Annotated in this window: 16 protein-coding genes, 1 tRNA gene, 1 rRNA gene, 1 other RNA gene and 1 other annotated feature; of the genes, 5 read left to right on the top strand and 14 right to left on the bottom strand. The window is 36.7% G+C overall.

Annotated features, from left to right (window positions below; all coding sequences use genetic code 11):
• Positions 1-318 precede the first annotated feature (318 nt).
• The 7 genes from ACK3CR_RS00095 to tadA form a co-directional block, all read right to left on the bottom strand.
• Positions 319-582: a pro-sigmaK processing inhibitor BofA family protein gene (locus ACK3CR_RS00095; protein WP_328122528.1), complete on the bottom strand. Its 264-nt coding sequence runs from the start codon at positions 580-582 to the stop codon at positions 319-321.
• A 126-nt stretch (positions 583-708) separates the two neighbouring features.
• Positions 709-933, bottom strand: a complete 225-nt coding sequence (locus ACK3CR_RS00090) for a YaaL family protein (protein WP_488974505.1) — start codon at positions 931-933, stop codon at positions 709-711.
• Between the two features lie 13 nt (positions 934-946).
• Positions 947-1,543, bottom strand: coding sequence for a recombination mediator RecR (recR, locus tag ACK3CR_RS00085; RefSeq protein ID WP_061804493.1), 597 nt, complete (start codon positions 1,541-1,543; stop codon positions 947-949).
• Positions 1,544-1,552: 9 nt separating this feature from the next.
• A complete protein-coding gene (locus tag ACK3CR_RS00080; protein ID WP_019395187.1) occupies positions 1,553-1,873 on the bottom strand; it encodes a YbaB/EbfC family nucleoid-associated protein in 321 nt (106 codons plus the stop codon).
• A 31-nt stretch (positions 1,874-1,904) separates the two neighbouring features.
• Complete coding sequence (dnaX, locus tag ACK3CR_RS00075) at positions 1,905-3,590, bottom strand: DNA polymerase III subunit gamma/tau (protein WP_488974504.1); 1,686 nt, start codon at positions 3,588-3,590, stop codon at positions 1,905-1,907.
• Positions 3,591-3,727: 137 nt separating this feature from the next.
• Positions 3,728-3,992, bottom strand: an RNA gene (gene ffs / locus ACK3CR_RS00070) — signal recognition particle sRNA large type.
• Positions 3,993-4,095: 103 nt separating this feature from the next.
• Entirely contained in the window at positions 4,096-4,581 is a 486-nt protein-coding gene (gene tadA, locus ACK3CR_RS00065) for a tRNA adenosine(34) deaminase TadA (protein WP_430240259.1), read from the bottom strand.
• A 78-nt stretch (positions 4,582-4,659) separates the two neighbouring features.
• On the opposite strand from tadA, the gene ACK3CR_RS00060 reads away from it, so the two are divergent.
• The 4 genes from ACK3CR_RS00060 (at position 4,660) to ACK3CR_RS00045 (ending at position 7,980) form a co-directional block, all read left to right on the top strand.
• On the top strand, positions 4,660-5,244 hold the full coding sequence (locus ACK3CR_RS00060; protein ID WP_410914770.1) for a cysteine hydrolase family protein: 585 nt from the start codon (positions 4,660-4,662) through the stop codon (positions 5,242-5,244).
• 24 nt (positions 5,245-5,268) lie between these two features.
• The gene (locus ACK3CR_RS00055) at positions 5,269-6,567 is read left to right on the top strand and encodes a glycoside hydrolase family 18 protein (RefSeq protein WP_488974503.1); all 1,299 of its coding nucleotides are present in this window, start codon (positions 5,269-5,271) and stop codon (positions 6,565-6,567) included.
• Between the two features lie 125 nt (positions 6,568-6,692).
• A complete protein-coding gene (locus ACK3CR_RS00050) occupies positions 6,693-7,343 on the top strand; it encodes a deoxynucleoside kinase (protein ID WP_040058531.1) in 651 nt (216 codons plus the stop codon).
• The gene (locus tag ACK3CR_RS00045; protein WP_328122533.1) at positions 7,327-7,980 is read left to right on the top strand and encodes a deoxynucleoside kinase; all 654 of its coding nucleotides are present in this window, start codon (positions 7,327-7,329) and stop codon (positions 7,978-7,980) included. The genes ACK3CR_RS00050 and ACK3CR_RS00045 overlap by 17 nt, the downstream gene beginning before the upstream one ends.
• Before the next feature lie 124 nt (positions 7,981-8,104).
• On the opposite strand, the gene ACK3CR_RS00040 is transcribed toward ACK3CR_RS00045, so the two are convergent.
• From ACK3CR_RS00040 to guaB, 6 genes are all read right to left on the bottom strand, one after another.
• Positions 8,105-8,197: transfer RNA gene (locus tag ACK3CR_RS00040), tRNA-Ser, on the bottom strand.
• A 174-nt stretch (positions 8,198-8,371) separates the two neighbouring features.
• Positions 8,372-9,646 (bottom strand): serine--tRNA ligase, encoded by a 1,275-nt coding sequence (gene serS / locus ACK3CR_RS00035; RefSeq protein ID WP_243516063.1) that lies wholly within the window; start codon positions 9,644-9,646, stop codon positions 8,372-8,374.
• A gap of 63 nt (positions 9,647-9,709) precedes the next feature.
• Positions 9,710-9,925 (bottom strand) — a binding site (T-box leader).
• Between the two features lie 55 nt (positions 9,926-9,980).
• Positions 9,981-10,568 (bottom strand): pyridoxal 5'-phosphate synthase glutaminase subunit PdxT, encoded by a 588-nt coding sequence (gene pdxT / locus ACK3CR_RS00030; protein ID WP_488974502.1) that lies wholly within the window; start codon positions 10,566-10,568, stop codon positions 9,981-9,983.
• Between the two features lie 15 nt (positions 10,569-10,583).
• A complete protein-coding gene (gene pdxS / locus ACK3CR_RS00025) occupies positions 10,584-11,468 on the bottom strand; it encodes a pyridoxal 5'-phosphate synthase lyase subunit PdxS (protein ID WP_019395196.1) in 885 nt (294 codons plus the stop codon).
• A gap of 195 nt (positions 11,469-11,663) precedes the next feature.
• Positions 11,664-13,022, bottom strand: a complete 1,359-nt coding sequence (locus ACK3CR_RS00020; protein WP_488974501.1) for a serine hydrolase — start codon at positions 13,020-13,022, stop codon at positions 11,664-11,666.
• A gap of 133 nt (positions 13,023-13,155) precedes the next feature.
• Positions 13,156-14,622 (bottom strand): IMP dehydrogenase, encoded by a 1,467-nt coding sequence (guaB, locus tag ACK3CR_RS00015; protein WP_243516077.1) that lies wholly within the window; start codon positions 14,620-14,622, stop codon positions 13,156-13,158.
• A 119-nt stretch (positions 14,623-14,741) separates the two neighbouring features.
• On the opposite strand from guaB, the gene ACK3CR_RS00010 reads away from it, so the two are divergent.
• Positions 14,742-15,725: a YaaC family protein gene (locus ACK3CR_RS00010; RefSeq protein ID WP_328122536.1), complete on the top strand. Its 984-nt coding sequence runs from the start codon at positions 14,742-14,744 to the stop codon at positions 15,723-15,725.
• A 23-nt stretch (positions 15,726-15,748) separates the two neighbouring features.
• Here the strand turns inward: ACK3CR_RS00010 and rrf are convergent.
• Positions 15,749-15,864, bottom strand: a 5S ribosomal RNA gene (gene rrf, locus ACK3CR_RS00005).
• Between the last annotated feature and the right edge of the window lie 5 nt (positions 15,865-15,869).

Raw genomic sequence — 15,869 nt, 5'->3', positions numbered from 1 at the left:
AGGATCAAACTCTCCATAGAAAGTTTGGTTTCATCTTTCGATGTCCATAGCTTTTTGTTTCTATAAGAAACGTTGTTTTAAAAATAAAATAGAATTAACGTTGACGTATTTTGTTCAGTTTTCAAAGAACTTGTCTTAAGCGACTTAATCATAATAACAAATTTATTAAACTAAGTCAACAACTTTTTTGAAAATGTTTTTCAACATTTCGTTCCTGTCTTAGCGACGTATATTAATATAACACTTATATTTTATTAGGTCAACAACTTTTTTTAAAAAAAATAAAAAGAGCAGATTTGAAAAATCCGCTCTTTTATATTACATAATCCATAAGTTAATAACAACTAGTGCCCCTACCCCACATACCCCTAACAAACCAGCTACTGCAGTAGTAATTAAATTAATGGGAACATGTAGGCCGAACTGAGCTCCTATGATATTTGCAAAGAAAAGTAAAAGAGCCCCAATTAGGAAACGAACGATACCGCTCCCTAATAATTTAAAAGCCTTTTGTATCCCTCCTGTTATTAGGATTAAAAGAATAAGCCCTACTAGTATAGAAACAATCCATATAGGTTCCATCTGCTTCACCTCTTTTAAATGGCTTGTACTATAAGCTTATGTAGAGGAAAAGGAAACATGACTTCACTTTAAAGGGATAATAATTGTTTTCATAAAAAAAATGAGGAAGCTATCTTAAATGCTTCCTCATTTTTTAAAATGGATTATTAAGTTTCTAACCTTTGCTTCTTTTAATAAATACAAGTATTTAATTTCACTCAACTTTGAATTCGCAACAGCTTCTGGCGTAGGATCCAAGCTCTGTTCCATTAAACGACTTCGATAGATTCTTTCCTTTTTCTCTTGAAAGAGTTCATTTAATAGCTTCTGGTTATACTCCTCACGTAACCATCCTTTACGTTTAAACAGCATAATGTTCTACTCCTTAGAGCTCTCTTCGTCCTTCTAGTGCTTTCGATAATGTGACCTCATCAGCATATTCCAAGTCTCCCCCAACAGGAAGGCCATGCGCGATTCTTGTCATTTTAATATTTGTAGGGCGTAATAGTCTTGAAATATACATTGCTGTAGATTCGCCTTCAATATTTGGATTTGTCGCTAGAATAACCTCTTGGATTTCATCATCTTGCAATCGTTTGAGTAAATCAGGAATATTAATATCTTCAGGTCCTATCCCATCCATCGGAGAGATCGCTCCATGTAAAACATGATAAAGACCTTTATATTCCTTCATTTTTTCCATTGCAATAACGTCTTTTGGATCCTGTACAACACAGACGATACTTCGATCACGTCTCTTATCTTCACAGATATAACAAGGATCTTGATCTGTTATATGTCCACATACAGAACAATAAGAAAGATTACGCTTAGCATTGACTAATGCTTTAGCAAAATCTAATACTGTATCTTCCTTCATCGTTAGAACATGGAAAGCTAAACGTACTGCTGTTTTAGGACCTATACCTGGTAACTTCATAAAGCTCTCAATAAGCTTTGAAATCGGTTCTGGATAATGCATAATTTCCTCCTACATGAGGCCTGGGATGTTTAGTCCTTTAGTAAATTGTCCCATCGTTTCATTTGTTAATTCCTCAATTTTCTTCAGAGCATCGTTCGTTGCTGCCATTACAAGATCTTGTAGCATTTCAATATCTTCTGGATCTACAACTTCTTCTTTTATATTAACCTCAATAATTTCTTTTTGGCCATTGACAACAACTGTTACCATACCGCCACCGGCTGTACCTTCAATCTGCTTATCTGCTAATTCCTCTTGTGCTTTTTGCATATCCTTTTGCATTTTTTGCATTTGTTTCATCATTTTTTGCATATTTCCCATTCCACGCATAATTATCTACTCCTTTTTTTATATTTACCCTTTAATCTTGAATCTCCACTAATTCATCTCCAAAAAGTCTTTTAGCCTCAGAAATAAGTGGATCATCAGTCTCTTCGGGTTGTTCTTGTTCATCTCGATGTTCACGAATGAAATTTTCGCGAATATTTTCCCACTGAGATTCAGGTATAGAAATTAAATCTACCTTTTGACCAATCAGAGACTGCAAAATTGTTTCTACATGATCTCGTACAGAATTATTATTTTCTGCTACCATCTTACAGTGAATCTCATACTTAAATTTTAACACAAAAGCGTCTGAAGAAGAGGCAACAGGTTCACTATTTGCTAAAAGAGCTGCGTGAGAAGCCTTATTTTGTTTTCTCAACATATCAAGAACCTCAGCCCAATTCTGTTTGATCTTCTCTAACTCTTTTTTAGTTGCCTTCTTAAGCACTTCATTAATGCGCCCTGTCGGAGCTTTATATTGCTGTTTACTAGAGCGCGGAACATTTTCTTTTGGTTTTGAGGCTTCTTCGCTTTCTCTAATAACAACACCCTGCTCCTGAATTTTGCTAAGTTGTCCCTCTAAGATTTGAACCTTTTGCAAAAGTTCCCCAACATCTCCCGAAGATTCCTTCTGTGGATTCTGCTGACAGAGTTTCACTAATGCTACTTCTAGTAAAACTCGAGGGTGATTTGTCCATTTCATTTCCTGCTGAACTTCGTTAAGACTGCGAATAATTTCATGAATCTCCACACTCTGCACAGATTCACTAAGAGAAATAAAGCCATCATGAATAACAGCACGTTGCAACAAGTCCTGATTATGGATGCCTGTTTTATAAAGAAGAAGATCTCGATAATAAAAAATTAGATCTTCAATAAAACGAACAGGGTCTTTTCCATTTTGGACAATATCATTAACATTTGTTAAAGCTTGAGAAACTTCTCTTTCGGCAATTGCCTCAACAACTTCTTCTAGAAATTGCTGAGATACTGCTCCTGTAATAGATAGTACATCATCAATATTTACTTTCTCATCGCTATAGGAAATAGCTTGATCTAATAAACTTAATGCATCTCGCATTCCACCATCAGCCGCTCTTGCTACAGCATAAAGAGCTTCATCTTCTACAGAGGTGTTTTGATCTTCTAAAATCTTCTTCATCCGATATACAATCTCATCTGATGTGATACGTTTAAAATCAAAACGCTGACAACGAGAAATAATAGTGAGTGGAATCTTATGAGGTTCAGTTGTTGCCAAAATAAAAATAACATGTGGTGGTGGCTCTTCTAATGTTTTCAACAGTGCGTTGAAAGCCCCTATCGAAAGCATATGAACCTCATCAATGATATACACTTTATAACGAACAGCACTTGGTGCATATTTGACTTTGTCACGAATATCTCGAATTTCATCAACACCATTATTTGAAGCTGCATCAATTTCAATCACATCTGAAATAGAACCATCCATAATCCCTCTACATGCTGCACATTCATTGCACGGTTCACTCACAGGTGCATGTTCACAGTTTACAGCTTTGGATAAAATTTTCGCTGCTGTAGTTTTCCCTGTTCCACGTGGTCCTGAGAAGAGGTAAGCATGTGAGAATTTCTGTTGAAGTAAAGCATTTTTTAATGTTTTTACAATATGTTTCTGACCGACTACATCCTCAAAGGATTGAGGGCGATAAACACGATAGAGTGCTTGATATGCCAACCGATACCCTCCTTGATCAAACTTGATTATGTATTATTATATCTTATTATAGAACGATATTCCAAAATGATTCTTCCTTCTTATACAATAAAACAGCCTACTCTAAAAGAGTAGACTGTTATTATATGTATGAAGTACCGTGCACCTTCTGTCGACTAGTTGCCCCAGGCGTTACTTAAGCAGTTAGCTCGGTTCAGGCAACCCTACGGCACATGAAAGGTTCCACTTACTGCTGCTTCCTTCCGGACCTGACAGGGTTCATGGATTTTCATTGCGTAGGACCAAAACGTCAACACCACTTACTTAAGGCAGACCCTAAAGCAGACTAGCCTCGAGAAGGGATTCAGCCTCGCTTGAGCGGATTGCGAGTACAGGGCACCGCTACCTCCCCGCCTAGCACGGCAAAATTGTAACCAATTTTTAAGGCACCGTTTGTTGGTGCATGTCTTAGTATAAATGTTTTTAATCAAAAATGCAACGTATAGATACTGTAAATATTTTGAAGTTAAGAATGAGTCTTCTTGCTAGCTTTTTGCTTAGCTCTTAGTGATCGAAAGAAATCTGTTAAAAGTCGACCACACTCTTCTTCCATCACCCCGCCAACAACTTCTGCTCTATGATTAAACCGTTCATCTTGAAGAAGGTTCATAAGGGTTCCTGCACATCCTCCTTTAGGATCATAAGCTCCAAAAACAACACGCTTCACTCTAGACATGATGATGCTTCCTGCACACATTGGGCAAGGTTCAAGAGTAACATAAAGGGTTGCATCTTCTAATCGCCAAGAACCTGTTTTCTGACAAGCTTCATCAATAGCTAAGAGTTCAGCGTGGGCAATGGAACGTTGTGCTGTTTCCCTGAGGTTATGAGCCCTTCCTACAATCTCCCCATTTATTACAACAATCGCTCCAATAGGTACTTCATGTTTTTTCTCTGCTTTCTTTGCTTCTTCTATTGCTTCTAACATGTACTGATAATCTGTTTCCTCCATTACTTCTATCCCTTCTCATGTTTTTATACATTTGAGCCACACTATAAAATGACACTTTATTTTCACAAGGAGAATTTTATGAATGAATTAAAAAATCCCGCTTTAATTATTATTGATATGATTAATGACTTTCAATTTGAACTAGGACAAGAACTTGCTCAACAAGCTCAAAAAATCGTCCCCCATATTACAATGTTAAAAGAGATATGCTACAAAAAAGGAATTCCTGTCATCTATATTAATGACCATTATAACTTATGGCAAGCAAACCTAGATGTTATCTTAAAGAATTGCCATAATAACCGCAGCTCGCAAATCCTTCAAAAGATTAAACCGAAAGAAGACGATTTTTTTCTTATCAAACCAAAACACTCCATATTCTACGGGACAGCCCTAAATGTTCTTCTTGAAGAGCTTTCAATTGAGAGCTTGATTCTAACAGGCATTGCTGGAAATATATGCGTTCTTTTTTCAGCTAACGATGCTTATATGAGAAAATACCCTCTATTTATCCCTTCTGATTGTATTGCTTCAAATGTAGAGGAAGACAATATATTTGCCCTTCGGATGATGAAAAATGTATTAGGAGCCTCAACTGATTGTCATCAATCCTTAATTGAACTCTTGTCATCAATTCACCCTTCATATAATAGGCTAAAGTAAGACCTATTATATAGGAGGAGAGCTATGCAAATTTATGTTGTGAAATCTGGAGATACTGTGTCTAGCATTGCTAGACAATTTAATATTACAGCCTCAAGGCTAGCAAGTGTAAATCAATTACCAGATCCAAATCGACTTGTTGTTGGTCAGGCAATTATTATCCCTATTGAGGGAGAGTATTATGTTGTCCAAAGAGGAGATACGCTATGGAATATTGGTCAAAAATTCAATATTAGCTACCAACGTTTAGCTTCTGCTAACAACATACCCGTAACAAGACCACTTACAGTTGGTACACGTCTTTATATTCCCCCTGCTCCAAAGCGTGAAGGAGAATTCTATGGGTACGTTGACTCAAGTCGTCGTACAATTACTGCCGATGTAGAAAGACAAATTAACGATAGTGCAAGAGCATTATCGTACATAGGTCCTTCAAGTTTTGAAGCAAAACGAGATGGTTCTCTGAATGCCCCTAATCTAAATAACTTTAGGTCTATTGCTGAAAACAATCGGCTTATTTATTCAATGGTCATCACTAACATTGAAGAAGGAGCTTTCAATGAAGAATTAGGCCATATTCTACTAACAAATACAGCTGTTCAAAATACACTCCTAAATAATATTGTGACAACTGCAAAAGCTAACAACTTCCGTGATATCCATTTTGATTTTGAATTTCTTCGCGCAGAAGACAGAGAAGCTTATAATAATTTTTTAAGAAAAGCAAGAGATCGATTTAGACAAGAAGGGTGGTTAATTTCCACGGCCCTTGCTCCGAAAACAAGCGCTACTCAACAAGGGCAATGGTATGAAGCACATGATTATAAAGCACATGGAGAAATTGTAGACTTTGTCGTATTAATGACTTATGAGTGGGGATATAGTGGAGGTCCGCCACTTGCTGTGTCACCTATTAATCAAGTCCAAAAAGTAATTGAATATGCTGTAACTGAAATACCGGCTTCTAAAATATTAATGGGACAAAATTTATATGGCTATGATTGGACTCTTCCATATAAGCAGGGAAACCCACCTGCTAAAGCCTATAGCGCTCAAAGAGCTTTGGAAATTGCCTATCAATATAATACATCGATTCAATATAGCACTACTTCCCAAGCCCCTTATTATAATTATAGAGATGAACAAGGCAGGGAACATGTTGTTTGGTTTGAGGACGCTCGGTCCATTCAACGTAAATTTGATTTGGTCAAACAGTTTGAATTACGTGGTGTTGCCTATTGGAAGTTAGGACTTCCGTTCCCACAAAACTGGCTTCTCATTCTGAAAAACTTCAATGTCAGAAAATTTAACTCTCAATCTTAAAAGCAATCTTAGCTCTTTTATTCTCTCTTATTAGAGTCCTCCTGTGGTACAATATCCTTTGCGTGTTCATACGACATCCCTATTCCCCTCATAGGGAAAGGTTATATAAACAGGAGGACTATATTATGAATTCTACTCCCTTCATTGCTGTTGAGGGACCTATAGGTGTAGGCAAAACTTCACTTTCCCATAGATTAGCAACATACCTACAGTTTCATTTACTACGAGAAATTGTTGAAGAAAATCCTTTTCTCAAAGATTTTTATCAAAATATTGATGAGTGGAGCTTTCAAACAGAAATGTTCTTTCTATGTAATCGTTATAAACAATTGGAAGATGTTGAAGCCCGCTTTCTTACAAAACAAAAACCTGTTGTTGCAGACTATCATGTGTTAAAAAACATAGTGTTTGCTAAACGAACGTTACACATGAAACATTATAATAAATATGAACGTGTGTATAAGGTGTTAACTGAAGACTTACCAATGCCTAATATTATTGTTTATTTAAACGCTAGTTTAGAGACATTATTAAAAAGAATCTCTAAACGTGGACGTGATATTGAGCAAGACATAAACCACACATATCTTCTTAATTTAAAAGAGGATTACGAAAAAATGTTTGTACAATTTAAACAAGAACACCCTCACATTCCTGTACTTGAGTTTGATGGTGATAAAATTGATTTTGTAAATCGGGAAGAAGATTTTCAACACATTATTGATATTCTTAAGCCCGCATTGTTAAAGGAGTTTCCAAATGAATTTAAACGCTAAATATAACATTCCAAAAGACGCTGTTATTACTGTAGCCGGAACTGTCGGAATAGGAAAATCAACTTTCACAAAAGTATTAGCAGAAGCATTAGATTTTCAAACTTCTTTTGAGAAAGTAGACAACAACCCATATTTAGATTCTTTTTATCATGATTTCGAACGTTGGAGTTTTCATCTGCAAATTTATTTTTTAGCAGAGCGTTTTAAAGAACAAAAGAAAATGTTTGAACATGGTGGTGGTTTTGTTCAAGACCGTTCTATTTATGAAGACACTGGGATATTCGCTAGAATGCATTACGAAAAAGGCACAATGACTCCTGTTGATTATGAAACATACAGAAGCTTATTTGATGCAATGGTTTTAACACCTTATTTTCCTAAGCCTACGCTTCTTATTTATTTAGAAGGAAATCTAGAACAAATTATTCAGCGAATTCGAAAACGAGGACGAGCAATGGAACAAGAAACTCCCCTCTCGTACTGGGAAGAAATGCACAATCGCTATGAAAATTGGATCAATTCATTCAATGCTTGCCCTGTGCTTCGCCTAAATATTTCAGACTATGATTTATTGGAAGACCCAACTTCTATTGAAAACATTATCGAGAAGATATCTCAAACTATAAATAATCATTAAAAAAGACAAAGCATCCTATTAGGATGCTTTGTCTTTTTTTACTTTAATATACAAAAAACTCGCTACATCATATGCAACGAGTTCCAATCTCCAATTTATATGCGCTATCTTTAATTTGTAATAATGGAGGAGGAAGGGGGATTCGAACCCCCGCGGGTTTTGACACCCCTGTCGGTTTTCAAGACCGATCCCTTCAGCCGGACTTGGGTATTCCTCCGTCTCGACAAGAATAAATATATCATTATTTTCTACATTCGTCAACAATTTTATACATTTTTTTTAGAAAAATGCTGATTTTCTTCATTTCTATGAAGTATAACCCTAGTCTCTCTTTTTACTCTAAAAAAAGAGACAAGAAAACCGTCGGTTATTCTTGCCTCTTTTTTAGACATTATTTAATTACAGATCGATTTCCCATGTATGGACGTAACACTTCTGGAATTACAATAGAACCATCTTCTTGTTGGTAATTTTCTAAAATAGCCGCAACAGTACGCCCAATTGCAAGACCAGATCCATTTAGCGTATGCACATGTTCAGGTTTTCCATTTGTTTCACGGCGGAAACGAATATTTGCACGACGTGCTTGGAAACCTTCAAAGTTTGAACAAGAAGAGATTTCACGGTATGTTCCATAGCTTGGTAACCATACTTCAATATCATACTTTTTAGCTGCTGTGAAACCTAGATCACCTGTACACATGCTCATAACGCGATATGGAAGACCTAGAAGTTGAAGTACCTTTTCAGCATGACCTGTTAATTTCTCGAGTTCGTCATAAGAATCTTCAGGTTTAACAAAACGAACAAGTTCTACTTTATTGAATTGATGTTGACGGATAAGACCACGTGTATCACGCCCTGCAGAACCTGCTTCAGAACGGAAGCAGGTGCTATATGCCGCATAGCTTACTGGAAGCTGATCTCCTTTTAAAATCTCATCGCGATGAAGATTAGTGACAGGAACCTCTGACGTCGGAATTAAGAAATAATCTTCCTTCTCGATTAAAAATGCATCTTCTTCAAACTTTGGAAGCTGTCCTGTTCCTGTCATGCTTGCTCTATTCACCATGTATGGAGGTAAGATTTCCTCATATCCATGCTCATCAATATGAAGGTTCAACATAAAGTTAATTAACGCTCGCTCAAGTCTTGCTCCAAGTCCTTTATAAAATACAAAACGACTTCCAGTTACTTTAGCAGCACGCTCAAAATCTAACAATTCTAAGTCTGTTGCTAAATCCCAATGTGGTTTGGCCTCAAATGCAAACTGAGGAACTTCTCCCCACGCTCTTACTTCTACATTATCATCTTCTGTTTCTCCAACTGGTACAGTTTCATGTGGAACATTTGGAATAGAAAGAAGGAGTTGTTGAAGTTTCTCTTCAACAGAACGTAATTCTTCATCAAGAGCTTTTACTTTATCTCCTACTTCTCGCATTTCTGTAATAAGATGATCCGCATCTTTCTTCTCTCTCTTTAACACTGCTACTTGCTGTGATACTTCGTTTCTTTTACTTTTAAGCTCTTCTGTTTGAGCAATAAGCTCACGACGCTTGCTATCTAATTCTTCAAATGCTCCAAGATCTGTTAAATCTTCTCCTCGATGTTGAAGCTTTTCTTTTACTTCTTGAAAATTTTTGCGTAAGAATTTTAAATCTAACATGTTTTTAACTCCTTTACATTAATAATTAAGGCAAATAAAAAACTCTCGCCCCTTACATTATCTGTAAGGGACGAGAGTTACCCGCGTTGCCACCCTAGTTAAAAGAGACTGATGTCTCTTTCCACTTTATAAAATAACGGTTTAACACCGAAATTGCCTACTGCATTGTTCAACAATTCACTCCAGGATGGATTCATAAGCTTTATCTACTAGTTTGCACCAACCACTAGCTCTCTTAAAGATAAGAGTCTTATTACTATTTCCCTTCAACGTGCTATCTATATTCAACTTATACATCATAATGTACTATAAGTTTTAACTTGTTGCAATGCTTTTATACTGTCTCTTTAGAAGATGTTTCCACCATTTGTACAAAATGCTGTGCAAGGCGATAATCATCTGTTAACTCTGGATGGAAAGAACAGCCTAGGAATGAACCTTGCTGAGCTGCTACAATTCGATCTCCATGCATTGCTAACACTTCAACATCTTGTCCAACTTCCACAATATGTGGAGCACGGATAAAGACTCCAATAAAGTCTTCTCCAACACCTTTAATAGATAATGCAGCTTCAAAGCTCTCCCTTTGACGTCCAAAAGAATTGCGTTCTACTTTAATATCCATAACTCCTAGGTGTGGTTCACTATAACCAACAAGATCACTAGCTAATAAGATCAAGCCAGCACATGTGCCAAACATAGGTTTTTTTTGAGCAGCAAATGCTTTTAGCGGCTCCATGAACCCATACTTATCAATAAGGCGTCTCATTGTTGTACTTTCTCCACCTGGGAGTACAAGACCATCGATACTTTCTAGCTGTTCGACTTTTTTTACTAAAACAACTTCTGCTCCAGCACATTCAAAAGCCTTTGCATGTTCTCTTACTGCACCTTGCAAAGCAAGTATACCGATTGTTGTCATAAAACCAGACCTTTCTTACCAGCCACGCTCTTGCATACGATTTTCTGGTAATAGTGTTGAAATTTCAATCCCTTTCATTGCATTACCAAGTCCTTTTGAAAGGCTTGCAATCAATTCATAATCTTGATAATGTGTTGTTGCTTCTACGATAGCACGAGCAAACTTAGCTGGATTGTCGGATTTGAAGATCCCTGAACCTACAAATACCCCATCTGCTCCAAGCTGCATCATAAGCGCTGCATCTGCTGGTGTAGCTACACCACCTGCTGCGAAGTTTACAACAGGAAGACGTCCCTCTTCCTTAATTTGAAGAAGAAGTTCAAATGAAGCCCCAAGATTTTTAGCTTCTGTCATTAGCTCATCTTCATTCATCCCTACTACCTTACGAACTTGAGCATTCACCTTACGAATATGACGAACAGCCTCTACAATATTCCCTGTACCTGGCTCACCTTTTGTACGAAGCATAGAAGCTCCTTCTCCAATACGACGCGCTGCTTCACCTAAATCACGACATCCACAAACGAATGGTACAGTGAAGTCACTCTTATATAAGTGAAACTCTTCATCTGCAGGAGTTAATACTTCACTTTCATCAATATAGTCAACTCCCATTGCTTCAAGAACGCGAGCCTCTACAATATGTCCGATACGCGCCTTTGCCATAACAGGAATAGAAACAGCATTTACTACTTCCTCAACAATAGTTGGATCTGCCATACGGGCAACTCCACCTGCTGCACGGATATCAGCTGGCACACGCTCAAGTGCCATAACAGCTACTGCTCCAGCTTCCTCTGCGATTTTAGCTTGCTCAGCGTTAATAACATCCATAATAACGCCGCCTTTTTGCATTTCTGCCATACCTCTTTTAACACGATCTGTTCCACGATTGTTCATGTTGATATTCCCTCCTACTAAGAGTCTAGCCAATGTAATAATGTTTAATTTGAATATATACTATTTAGACAATTCAAATTCCTATTTTTCATTCTACATGATTTCTCAACAAAATCCTATCTAAATTCAGTAGATAGTTTAATCAAAAAAAGAAGAATGCATCTGGTAATTTAAACCATAAGCATTCTTCTTATATCAAAACCAGCCTTTAACCATGTTTGCAGCACTTGTCCACATGTCAGCAAAGAAGTCTCCGATACTTCTGAACATAAGTGAGAACCAATTAGCTTTGTCAATATCTTCTTTCATCACAATAGGAACTCCTGATTGGTTCTCCCCATCAGTTGTTAAATATCCAAATTGATCATCCTTGTACTTAACATTGATATATCCAACTTCTTCTCCCTTTTTGATTGGAGCAATAAGTTTTCCATCGTTATTTAATTTCTTTTCATTTACTACAAGTTCTGTTTCCACAGCTTTTTTAGCATTTTCTCCTTTTTCAACAACTACTTTTAATGGCTCTTTTGTTGTTACTTTAGCTTCTTTTTCATTTCCTTTTGCAACTTTTACTTTTTCTTTCAAAGTATAGCCAGCAGGATGAAGAGTTTTTACTTCAAAGTTATCAAAAGCATAGTCTAAAAGCTTTGCTGTTTCGCTGAACCTTGCTTCATAGGATTCTTGTCCATGATCTTTTGCATCCATTACAACTGTTATATAACGTGCTCCGTCCTTCTCAGCGGTTCCTGTGAAACAATAACCTGCAAAATCTGTACTACCTGTTTTCAGACCATCTACTTCTGCCTTTTCATATTCATAAACAAGTCCTGGAAGCATCCAGTTCCAGCTTTTCATTTGCGTTTCACCATTTTTTCCTTTATGAAACGTTTTCTCTTTTAGTTTAGAAGTTTCTAATACTTCTGGATAGTCATTAATAAGATGTGAAGCAAGTTTAGCAGTTGAACGAGCTGAAACTAAATTCTCATCACTTGCTTTTGTTCCTTTAGGGTGCATCCCTTGTAAATCACTATTTGAAAGACCTGTTGCATTCACAAACTTCGCATCTTTCATTCCAAGTTCTTGAGCTTTCTCATTCATCATTTTAACAAAATTGGTTTCATTTCCTGCAATCTTCTCTGCAATTGCAATTGATGCACCGTTTGCTGAATACATAGACATTGCTTCGAAAAGCTCTCTTAACGTATATTTTTCCCCTTTAGCAAGAGGTACATTAGATAAACTTAAATTTTGCGAAATCTTATAAGCATAATCACTTGGTTCATATGTATCATCCCAGCTTAATTTGCCTTCGTGGATATTTTCTAGCAATAAATATTCCGTCATCATCTTTGTCATGCTTGCGATGCCTCGCACTGCATCTGCATCTTTTTCATATAAAACTTTTCCTGTTTGAGCTTCCACTAAAATAGCTGCACCTGATTCTAGATTTGGTTTATCTACTTCCTGTGCATGAGCAATCGGTGCTACTATCCACAGCTGTAGCACTAAGAGGCTCGCTACTATCCCTACAAATAAACGTTGTGTTAATTTCACTTTTTACCCTCCAAAGTCATGTTCACATAAGCGTTATTTTACCATAGGGAACTTTAAATGAATAGGTCTATAGGTCATGCTTTCCAAGGAAATAAAAAATGCTCTACCTGAAATGGTAGAGCATTTTTGCCGGTTAGCGTAAAGAATAATTTGGTGATTCTTTTGTAATTTGCACATCATGTGGGTGACTTTCGTGTAAACCAGCACCAGTCATACGAACAAATTGTGCTTGTTCACGTAGAGCTTCTAGGTTTTTACTTCCACAGTACCCCATACCTGATTTTAATCCACCTGTCATTTGGTAGATTGTTTCAGAAACTGGTCCTTTATAAGGAACACGTCCTTCGATACCTTCTGGCACGAATTTTTTATTATCTTCTTGGAAATAGCGATCTTTACTTCCTTGCTCCATCGCACTTACAGAACCCATACCGCGGTATACTTTAAAACGTCTACCTTGATAAATTTCTGTTTCTCCAGGGCTTTCAGAAGTTCCTGCAAGCAAGCTTCCTAACATTACAACGTGACCGCCAGCAGCAAGAGCTTTAACGATATCACCAGAATATTTAATACCTCCGTCAGCAATAACTGGTATACCATGCTTTCGTGCCTCTGTCGCACAGTCATATACTGCTGTAATTTGTGGAACTCCAACACCTGCTACAACACGAGTTGTACAAATTGAACCAGGGCCAATACCAACTTTAATAACATCTGCTCCTGCTTCAATTAAATCTCTTGTTGCTTCTGCAGTTGCTACGTTACCAGCAATAATATTAAGATCTGGATATGCAGCGCGGATTTGTTTAACAGATTCTAGTACGCCTTTTGAATGTCCATGTGCTGTATCTAAAACGATAACATCTACACCAGCTTGTACAAGTTTTTCAACACGAATCATTGTATCAGCTGTTACTCCAACAGCAGCTCCAACAATCAATCGGCCATGTGGGTCTTTTGCAGAGTTTGGAAACTCAATAACTTTTTCAATATCCTTGATTGTAATGAGACCTTTTAAAACATTGTCTTCATTTACAAGAGGAAGTTTTTCAATCTTATATTGCTGTAAAATTTGTTCTGCCTCTTGCAATGTTGTTCCAACAGGAGCTGTAACAAGATCTTCTTTCGTCATAACGTCTTTAATTTTAATTGAGTAATCTTGAATAAAACGAAGATCACGATTTGTTAAGATCCCAACTAATTTTTGTTCTTCCTCATCATTAACAATTGGAACACCTGAAATACGATATTTTCCCATAAGATGTTCAGCATCAAAAACTTGATGTTCTGGTGTTAAGAAAAATGGATCTGTAATAACCCCGCGTTCAGAGCGCTTTACTTTGTCAACTTGCTCTGCTTGTTGTTCGATAGACATGTTCTTATGGATGATTCCTAAACCGCCTTGTCGAGCCATTGCCATTGCCATATCAGCTTCAGTTACAGTATCCATTCCTGCACTAATGAATGGCAAATTAAGTTTCAACGTTTTTGTTAACGTTACGCTTAAGTCTACATCCTTTGGTAAAACCTCTGATTTTGCTGGAACAAGTAGCACATCATCAAATGTAAGACCTTCTTTTGCAAATTTTGATTCCCACATGATAAATAAATCCTCCTTTAAACGCCAAAATATTATTAGTAGATTAACAAGCCAACCCTTGTTATGTCAACAAGATTGAGATATGTTAGATTATTCAAAAAAGTGAGGTATTAATATTTATGAACGATCGACAGGACATATGGAGCGATTTGTCCGTATTTTATGCCGCTCCTTTTACTCAAGATTTTCTATCTCATCACTATAGTCAGAGACTAAATAAAGCAGATGCGGAAAAGAAAAGTTTTGAGAACTGTTATCCCTTTATTTATTATCTAGAGCACAGTAAAAATTATTACAAATTAGCAGAGCAAGCTCCCCTATCTATTCAACCAATGTTGCTTTTTTATGGCATTAGTCAACTGCTAAAAGCATGCCTTCTTGTGAAAGACAGTCAATATCCTGCTAATACTTCTATCTTAGCACATGGAGTTTCAACGAGAAAAAGAAAAAAGCAAGATTACAAATTTCTTGATGATGAGGTAAAAATACAAAAGAGCGGACTATTCTCCCACATTGACCAAATTTTATTTAATTTAGGGGTATTAGAACATGAGAAGTACTCGATGAAAGAATTGCTTATTCAAATTCCTGAAACTCATCAACTTTTTAAACATTTATACAGAAGAGAAGTCTCTCATGTTTTTGGGTCGATTCATGATGACCGGTGGGTGTTTTCTGATCTTGCATTTGATTATTACAAGATGAGTGAAAGGAGATTTCATGAATATTTTTATTCGCACTTAAGACCCCAACTAATTGACATAGATATGTTAGCAGAGCGAGAAATCAATCCACGTCTTTTAAAAAAAGAAGCACTTCTTCACTGCGCTCCTTTTTCTTATTCTCTAGAAGAAGATGTATATTGTTTTCCTTTTATTAAGCCACTAAGTCGAATGCTACCTGAAATATTAGTACACTATCTTCTGCTTTATAATTTAAGTATGATTTCTCGTTATGAAACAGAATGGTGGTATGAACTTCTTCATTCATATAGTTCTAAAGATTATCCATTTATTATTAAATTTCTTGAAGTAACTAAAATAAAAAGTCCATTCTTATTGAAAAATTTCTTGTTGTCTTATACAAAAAAGGCTGATCTATAAAAGATCAGCCTTTTTTGTATGGTGCCTGGCAACGTCCTACTCTCACAGGGACAAAGTCCCAACTACCATCGGCGCTCAAGAGCTTAACTTCTGTGTTCGGCATGGGAACAGGTGTGACCTCTTGGCTATGGTTACCAGACTATA

The sequence above is a fragment of the Priestia sp. TRM10 genome, assembly GCF_057808375.1.
The sequence above is the reverse complement of the archived record's forward strand: the minus strand, read 5'-3'. Positions and strand labels throughout refer to the sequence as shown.

Bases quoted from the DNA above. Each gene is read 5' to 3' on its own strand.
- ACK3CR_RS00095 (WP_328122528.1), bottom strand. From the start codon at position 582: ATGGAACCTATATGGATTGTTTCTATACTAGTAGGGCTTATTCTTTTA.
- ACK3CR_RS00090 (WP_488974505.1), bottom strand. From the start codon at position 933: ATGCTGTTTAAACGTAAAGGATGGTTACGTGAGGAGTATAACCAGAAG.
- recR (WP_061804493.1), bottom strand. From the start codon at position 1,543: ATGCATTATCCAGAACCGATTTCAAAGCTTATTGAGAGCTTTATGAAG.
- ACK3CR_RS00080 (WP_019395187.1), bottom strand. From the start codon at position 1,873: ATGCGTGGAATGGGAAATATGCAAAAAATGATGAAACAAATGCAAAAA.
- tadA (WP_430240259.1), bottom strand. From the start codon at position 4,581: ATGGAGGAAACAGATTATCAGTACATGTTAGAAGCAATAGAAGAAGCA.
- ACK3CR_RS00060 (WP_410914770.1), top strand. From the start codon at position 4,660: ATGAATGAATTAAAAAATCCCGCTTTAATTATTATTGATATGATTAAT.
- ACK3CR_RS00055 (WP_488974503.1), top strand. From the start codon at position 5,269: ATGCAAATTTATGTTGTGAAATCTGGAGATACTGTGTCTAGCATTGCT.
- ACK3CR_RS00050 (WP_040058531.1), top strand. From the start codon at position 6,693: ATGAATTCTACTCCCTTCATTGCTGTTGAGGGACCTATAGGTGTAGGC.
- ACK3CR_RS00045 (WP_328122533.1), top strand. From the start codon at position 7,327: ATGAATTTAAACGCTAAATATAACATTCCAAAAGACGCTGTTATTACT.
- serS (WP_243516063.1), bottom strand. From the start codon at position 9,646: ATGTTAGATTTAAAATTCTTACGCAAAAATTTTCAAGAAGTAAAAGAA.
- pdxT (WP_488974502.1), bottom strand. From the start codon at position 10,568: ATGACAACAATCGGTATACTTGCTTTGCAAGGTGCAGTAAGAGAACAT.
- pdxS (WP_019395196.1), bottom strand. From the start codon at position 11,468: ATGAACAATCGTGGAACAGATCGTGTTAAAAGAGGTATGGCAGAAATG.
- guaB (WP_243516077.1), bottom strand. From the start codon at position 14,622: ATGTGGGAATCAAAATTTGCAAAAGAAGGTCTTACATTTGATGATGTG.
- ACK3CR_RS00010 (WP_328122536.1), top strand. From the start codon at position 14,742: ATGAACGATCGACAGGACATATGGAGCGATTTGTCCGTATTTTATGCC.